The 6362-nt window shown below is 74.0% G+C and carries 7 protein-coding genes; 2 read left to right on the top strand and 5 right to left on the bottom strand.

Annotated features, from left to right (window positions below):
• Positions 1–35: 35 nt before the first annotated feature.
• The 4 genes from ACFVS0_RS19845 to ACFVS0_RS19860 all read right to left on the bottom strand — a co-directional run bounded on the left by ACFVS0_RS19845 (position 36) and on the right by ACFVS0_RS19860 (position 3018).
• Complete coding sequence (locus tag ACFVS0_RS19845) at positions 36–500, bottom strand: PPOX class F420-dependent oxidoreductase (RefSeq protein ID WP_430588927.1); 465 nt, start codon at positions 498–500, stop codon at positions 36–38.
• 19 nt (positions 501–519) lie between these two features.
• A complete protein-coding gene (locus tag ACFVS0_RS19850) occupies positions 520–1242 on the bottom strand; it encodes a transporter substrate-binding domain-containing protein (RefSeq protein WP_430588928.1) in 723 nt (240 codons plus the stop codon).
• Positions 1239–2534 carry an adenylosuccinate synthase gene (locus ACFVS0_RS19855; RefSeq protein WP_430588929.1) on the bottom strand — a complete coding sequence of 432 codons (1296 nt, stop codon included), beginning with the start codon at positions 2532–2534 and terminating at the stop codon, positions 1239–1241. The genes ACFVS0_RS19850 and ACFVS0_RS19855 overlap by 4 nt, the downstream gene beginning before the upstream one ends.
• A gap of 121 nt (positions 2535–2655) precedes the next feature.
• The gene (locus tag ACFVS0_RS19860) at positions 2656–3018 is read right to left on the bottom strand and encodes an STAS domain-containing protein (RefSeq protein ID WP_429735554.1); all 363 of its coding nucleotides are present in this window, start codon (positions 3016–3018) and stop codon (positions 2656–2658) included.
• 86 nt (positions 3019–3104) lie between these two features.
• Between ACFVS0_RS19860 and ACFVS0_RS19865 the strand changes: the two genes are divergently transcribed.
• Positions 3105–3554 (top strand): DUF3151 domain-containing protein, encoded by a 450-nt coding sequence (locus tag ACFVS0_RS19865; protein ID WP_430563838.1) that lies wholly within the window; start codon positions 3105–3107, stop codon positions 3552–3554.
• Positions 3555–3591: 37 nt separating this feature from the next.
• Here the strand turns inward: ACFVS0_RS19865 and ACFVS0_RS19870 are convergent, their stop codons facing one another.
• On the bottom strand, positions 3592–5787 hold the full coding sequence (locus tag ACFVS0_RS19870) for a SpoIIE family protein phosphatase (RefSeq protein ID WP_430586150.1): 2196 nt from the start codon (positions 5785–5787) through the stop codon (positions 3592–3594).
• Positions 5788–5968: 181 nt separating this feature from the next.
• On the opposite strand from ACFVS0_RS19870, the gene ACFVS0_RS19875 reads away from it, so the two are divergent.
• The gene (locus ACFVS0_RS19875) at positions 5969–6322 is read left to right on the top strand and encodes an STAS domain-containing protein (RefSeq protein ID WP_430552207.1); all 354 of its coding nucleotides are present in this window, start codon (positions 5969–5971) and stop codon (positions 6320–6322) included.
• Positions 6323–6362 lie beyond the last annotated feature (40 nt).

Genomic DNA, 6362 nt, shown 5'->3' on the forward strand with positions numbered 1-6362 from the left:
CGCGCGTGCCGCACCCGGGGGGCGCGGCGGGCCGGTCACGGCTGCGGCAGGCGGGCCATCCCGTAGACGCGGTCGACGCGCAGGCGCAGCACCTGGCGCCGGTCGGCCACCATCGCCCGCCGGAACTCCTCCCAGTCGGGGTGCTCCTGCCGGGCCGCGACGCGGAAGGTCTCGACGAGCTCGTCGGCGGCGGCGTCGTGGGCGTCGGTCGCCACGTCGCTCAGCTCCGCCGTGCCGTCGAGGACGGCGTAGCTCCAGAAGTCCGGGGCGCTCACGTGCAGCGACACGCGGGGGTCGCGCGCCGCGTTGCGGGTCTTGGCGCGGTCCGCGGTCACGGACACGCGCGCCGTCCGCGTCTCCTCGTCCCACGCGTAGAGCACGTTGGACAGCTGGGGCCGGCCGGCCCTCCGCAGGGTCGTGAGGACCCCCTTGTTGCCGTCCGCCACCAGGGCGAGCAGGGCCCGCTGGTCGTCCGTCTCGGTCGTCCCCGTCGTCGTCATGCCGGGACAACCCGCCAGGTCAGGCCGTTGTTCCCCCGGGCACGGTGGCGTCCTGCCCCGACCGGGCGAGCGCCTCCGCCACGAAGCCGTCGGCCGTGAGCTCGGCGACGGCGTCGCGCAGCCAGGCCACGGCGACGGGGTCGCGGTCGCGACCGGTGGCGACCGCCTGCCGGATCTCGGTGAACCGCGGCTCGACGACGCGCAGCCCGGGGTGCTCGGCGACGTACCGGGTCAGCGGCTGCCGGATGCCGGCCGCCACCTCCAGGCCGTGCTCCTCGAACGCGACCGTGCCGTCGGCGCCGCGCACCACCTCGGCCCGGGTCAGGGTGCGGCTGAGGAACAGGTCGTACGCGGAGCCCTCCTTCACCCCGACGCGCACGCCCGGCCGGTCGACGTCGTCGGCCGTGCGGACGGGCGAGCCCTTGGGAACGGCGAAGACGCCCTCGATCAGCACGTACGGCGCGGTGAACGCGACCTGCGCGGCCCGCTCCGGCTCCACGGCGAGGAAGCCGACGTCGGCCCGGCCGTCGGCCACCGCCGCGAACGAGTGCCGCGCGGCGTCGACGCACTCCAGCACGCCCTCGACACCGAGGCGCCGGGCCAGCTCGCGGGCGAGGTCGACGGTCACCCCGGACGGGCCGTGCCGGGTGCCCTGCGCGAGCACCGGGTTGCCGAGGTTGACCACCGCACGCAGCACCCCCGTGGGGGCGAGCGCGTCGACGACCTGGCCCGTCGCCGTCATGCCCGCGCGTGGATCAGGTCGTGCACCGGGATGATCTCGTCGCGCCGCGGGCCGACGCCCACCGCGGAGATGCGGCAGCCGGACAGCTCCTCCAGGCGCGCGAGGTACGCCTGCGCGTTGGCGGGCAGGTCCTCGATGGTGCGGGCACCGGAGATGTCCTCCCACCAGCCCGGCATCTCCTCGTAGATCGGCTTCGCGTGGTGGAACGCCGACTGGTCGTCGGGCATCTCGTCGTACCGGGTGCCGTCCACGTCGTAGGCCACGCAGACCGGCACCTTCTCCAGGCCCGTGAGCACGTCCAGCTTGGTCACCACGAGGTCCGTGAGGCCGTTGATGCGCGACGCGTAGCGCGCGATGACGGAGTCGTACCAGCCGCAGCGGCGCGCACGGCCGGTCGTGACGCCGTACTCGCCGCCCGTCTTGAGCAGGTACTCGCCCATGTCGTCGAACAGCTCGGTGGGGAACGGGCCCTCGCCGACCCGCGTCGTGTACGCCTTGATGACGCCGATGACGGAGTCGACCCGGGTGGGCCCGATGCCGGAGCCGGTCACCGCGCCGCCGGCCGTGGCGCTCGACGACGTGACGAACGGGTACGTGCCGTGGTCGATGTCGAGCATGGTGGCCTGGCCGGCCTCGAACAGCACGTTCTTGCCCTGGTCGAGCGCCTCGTTGAGCACGAGCGGCGTGTTCGCGACCATCGGGCGCAGGCGCTCGGCGTGCGCGAGCAGCTCGTCGACCGTCTCGTCGATGTCGACGGCACGGCGGTTGTAGACCTTCACCAGCAGGTGGTTCTTCTGGTCGAGGGAGCCCTCGACCTTCTCCCGCAGGATCTTGGGGTCGAACAGGTCGGCGATGCGGATGCCGACGCGGTTGATCTTGTCGGCGTACGCCGGCCCGATGCCGCGGCCCGTGGTCCCGATGCGGCGCTTGCCGAGGAAGCGCTCGGTGACCTTGTCGAGCGTGCGGTGGTAGCCGGCGATGACGTGCGCCTGGCTCGAGACCAGCAGGCGGGAGACGTCCACGCCCCGCGCGATCAGCTCGTCGAGCTCCTCGAACAGCACGTCGATGTCGACGACCACGCCGTTGCCGATGACGGGGACGACGCCGGGCGACAGGATGCCGGAGGGCAGCAGGTGCAGCGCGTACTTCTCGTCGCCGATGACGACGGTGTGACCCGCGTTGTTGCCGCCGTTGAACTTCACGACGTAGTCGACCCGGGACCCGAGCAGGTCCGTGGCCTTCCCCTTGCCCTCATCGCCCCACTGGGCACCGACGAGCACCACGGCTGGCATGAAATCTCCTCGCGTCGACGAGGCCCGGCGTGTTCACCCACGTCACCTGAGGAGGCGGGCCTCCTGGTCCGGGCCGCGCCCGAGTTTACCCGCCCGTGACCTGCCCGTCGGTCCGGCGCGCTCAGCCCGCGGGGTGATGCGTCGCGGGGGTCGACGGCGCGGGAGCCGACTCGCAGCGGTGGTCGCGGTCGATGCGGAACAGGTCGAGGGCCCCGCACACCTCCAGCACGAACAGGTCGCGCTCGTCCGCGCCGCGCAGCACCGTGGCGCCGCCACGCTTGCGCCCGGCGTCGGCGAGGGAGATGAGGAACGCGGCCCCGGTCGAGTCCATGAACGTGACGCGGCACATGTCGATCACCAGCAGCTGCCGCCGCAGCCCGACCACGCGGGTGGCGATCTCCGGGAACTGGTCGCGCTCCGCGAGGTCGAGGTCACCGGCGATCACGAGCGTCGTCGTCGTCGAAGACGTCGCGATCTCGATCATGGAGCGAGCGTACCCGCGACCGGCCGCACGCGACGCCCGAGGCGCCGATCTGTGAACCGGGCCGCGGCCGGGCCAGAATGGGGCTCATGACCTCCTCCGCGCGTGACCTGCTCGCCGGCCCGCCCCCGACCCTCCTGCCCGACGAGCACCCCCAGGTGCGCGACGGCCTCGACGCCGGGGAGGACCCGGCCCGGCTCGCCGCCGACCACCCCGCGTCGTCGCTCGCCTGGGCGGTGCTGGCCGAGGCCACGCTCGACGCCGCGGGCGACGCGCCCACCGCCGCCCGGTCCGTGACGGCGTACGCGTACGCGCGCACCGGCTACCACCGCGGCCTCGACGCGCTGCGTCGCGCCGGCTGGCGCGGCCAGGGCCCGATCCCCGCCGACCACGAGCCCAACCAGGGGTTCCTGCGCGCGCTCGCCGCGCTGTCCGAGGCGGCCGCGCAGATCGGCGAGTCCGACGAGGCGGAGCGCTGCGCGCAGTTCCTGCGCGACTCCGGCACCTCGCCCGAGGAGGTCCGCGCCCTCGTCGGGTGAGCTCGTCGGGTGAGCTCGCAAGGGCTTCCGGACGTGGTCAGCCGACGGCGGTCGCGTGCAGCTTGGCCCACACGAGCTTGCCGGAGCCGGCGGGCCGCCAGCCCCAGTCGGCGAGCCGCTCGACGATCTGCATCCCGAAGCCGCCGACGCGGTTGGGGTGGCCGTCGGTCGTGACGGGCGGCGCGGGGTTGGAGTCCTCGACCTCGATGCGCAGCCCGTCGCCGGTGTCGAAGAGGCGCAGCGCGATGTTGCCCCAGCCGTGCAGCACGCCGTTGGCGACCAGCTCGGAGACGACGAGCTCGGCCGACGCCGACTCCGGCAGCCCCCACGCCTGGCAGGTGCGCAGCACGGCGTGCCGGGCCCGGCCGATGGACGCGGGCTCGCTGGGCAGCAGCCACCGCCGCGAGCGCGGGCTGAGCGGCTGGACCTGCGCGTCGGCCACCGGGTCGGGAACGCGCACGACGACGAGCGCGACGTCGTCCTCGGGAGCGTCGGCGAGGCGCGAGAGCAGCTCCTCCCCCACCCCCGCGGCGTCGCGGGCAGTGATGCGCCCCGACGTCTCGACGAGCGCGTCGAGCCCGACCTTGAGCGACCGGTCGCGCCGCTCGATGAGGCCGTCCGTGTAGAAGAGGAGCACGTCGCCGCGCCGCAGCTCGGCCTGCCCGGTGGTGCGCGGCTTCGACCCGAAGCCCACGAGGGAGCCGGCCCCGCCCGCGAGCTGGGTGACCGTGCCGTCGCGCAGCAGCAGCGGCGGCAGGTGGCCGGCGCGCGTGTACTGCACGGTCCAGACGTCGCCGTCCTGCTGGTGCTTGAGGGTGGCGTAGACCATCGACGCCGACCGCGGGATGCGCATCCCCGTGACGAGCTGGTCCACCCGGTCGACGACGATCCCCGGCGTGGCGAGCTCGAACGCGTACGAGCGCACCACGGACCGCAGCTGCCCCATCGCCGCCGCGGCCTCGACGTCGTGCCCGACGACGTCGCCGACCACGAGCCCGACGGTGCCCTCGTTGATCTGCAGCACGTCGTACCAGTCGCCGCCCACCTGGGCGTGCTCGGCGTTGGGCGCGTAGTAGGTCCACACGTCGAGCCCGGACACGTCGGCCTGCTCGGGCAGCATCGCGCGCTGCAGCGCCTCGGCGAGCCGGTGCTCGCGCGCGTACAGGCGCGCGTTGTCGATGGCGGTGCCGGCCCGGCGCGCCACCACCTCGATCACGGTGTGCACGTGCTGCGGCTCGCCCGGACCGGGCCGGACCTCCTCGGTGACGGTGCCGTCGGGCGCCACGCCTACGCCGTGCCACGTGGCCAGCAGCCCCAGCACGCGGCGGCGCCCCGCCACCGCGTGCACGACGACGGCGCGCGGCAGCGCCCCGGTCTCCTCCACGACGCGCCGCAGCAGGTCGCGGCGCAGCCACCCCGACGCGGAGTGCGCCGGGAAGCCCGCGCCCAGGCGGAGCATCACGGGCCCCTCGACGACGCCCTCGAGCAGGTCCTGCACCTCGTCCCGGACCGGCTCGCGGGCGGCACCGCCGTCGGCGGGCGGGTCCGGCCGCTCCCCGGAGACGTCGTCGGGCAGCTCGGGCACGTACCGCGCGTGCCGTCGGCCGCGGCCGCTCGGCGGCGACGCGACGTCGACGCCGTCGGCGAAGACGAGCCCGTCGTCGTTCACGTAGAAGCCGGCCCAGGGCACGAGCGCGCGCAGCAGGTCGGCGATGTCGCGCAGCGCGTAGGGGTACTCCAGGTCGCCCAGCAGCTCCGTGGTCTGCGCGATGAGGTCGAGGTCGGCCCGCTCGCGGCGCTCCACCTCGAGCGAGGCGAGCTGGGCGGCCTGACGCTCCACGTGCGTCGACACGTCGGTGGCGGTGCCGAGCCAGCGCCGCACCACCCCGTCGGCGTCCGGCACGGGGGACATCGTCACCTGCCACCACGTGGCGCGGCTGTCGAGCAGCCGGCCGCTGACCATCCGCGTCGTGGGACGCCCGGCGCGCAGGTCGCCCTGGCTGCGCTCGCGCTCGGCGTCGTCGTCCACGAGCTCCAGCAGGGGGTGCTTGCCGAGCACGGCGAGGTCGTTGACGCCGATCCCGGACTCCCGCGCGAAGGCGTCGTTGATCCACAGGACCGGCATCCCGGCCTCCCAGGCACCGGTGACGAACGCCGGGATGACGGCAGCCGCGATGGCAGCGTCGAGGAATCCCTCCGGGAGGGGCGGCACAGGACCGGATGATTCGGTCATAATGCCTCCACTGCCGAGATTCCCCGCCCTGGTTGGTGTTCTTGCTGGTCATTCAACCGTAGATTGGTGTCCGCCGAGACTCGAGGTGAACGCCCCGGCGCGTGGAAGGAGCACCGTGCACGACGGATCGAACACGACCCCACGTGACCTGCGGCGTGCAGACGTGAAGGAGGCAGACGCGGTGCCTGAGCTGGGAGACCCCGCGAGCGTGCACGTCATCGTGGGTGCGTCCCGCGCCCGCGTCGTGCTGTCCGGCGAGATCGACGCCGACATCGGAGCCGAGCTGGGCGAGGCCATCTCCGACGCCGAGGGCTCCGGCCTCCCCGTCGAGATCGACGCCCACCACGTCACCTTCATGGATTCCTCGGGTGTGGCGTTCCTCGCACGCCTCGCGTCGCGCAGCCCGCACCGCGTCCGGGTGCTGCGCGCGCCGCCCACCGTCCGGTTCCTCCTCGAGGTCACCCGCATCGGCGAGCTGCTGGAGATCGTCGACGTCGACCCCGGCTTCGACCTCGAGACCCCGACGCCGAGGTAGCTCGAGACTCGCCGAGGTAGTTCGAAGGGCGGCCCGCACC

Source organism: Isoptericola sp. NPDC058082, assembly GCF_042885055.1.
In the GTDB taxonomy this organism is placed as follows: Bacteria; Actinomycetota; Actinomycetes; order Actinomycetales; family Cellulomonadaceae; genus Isoptericola.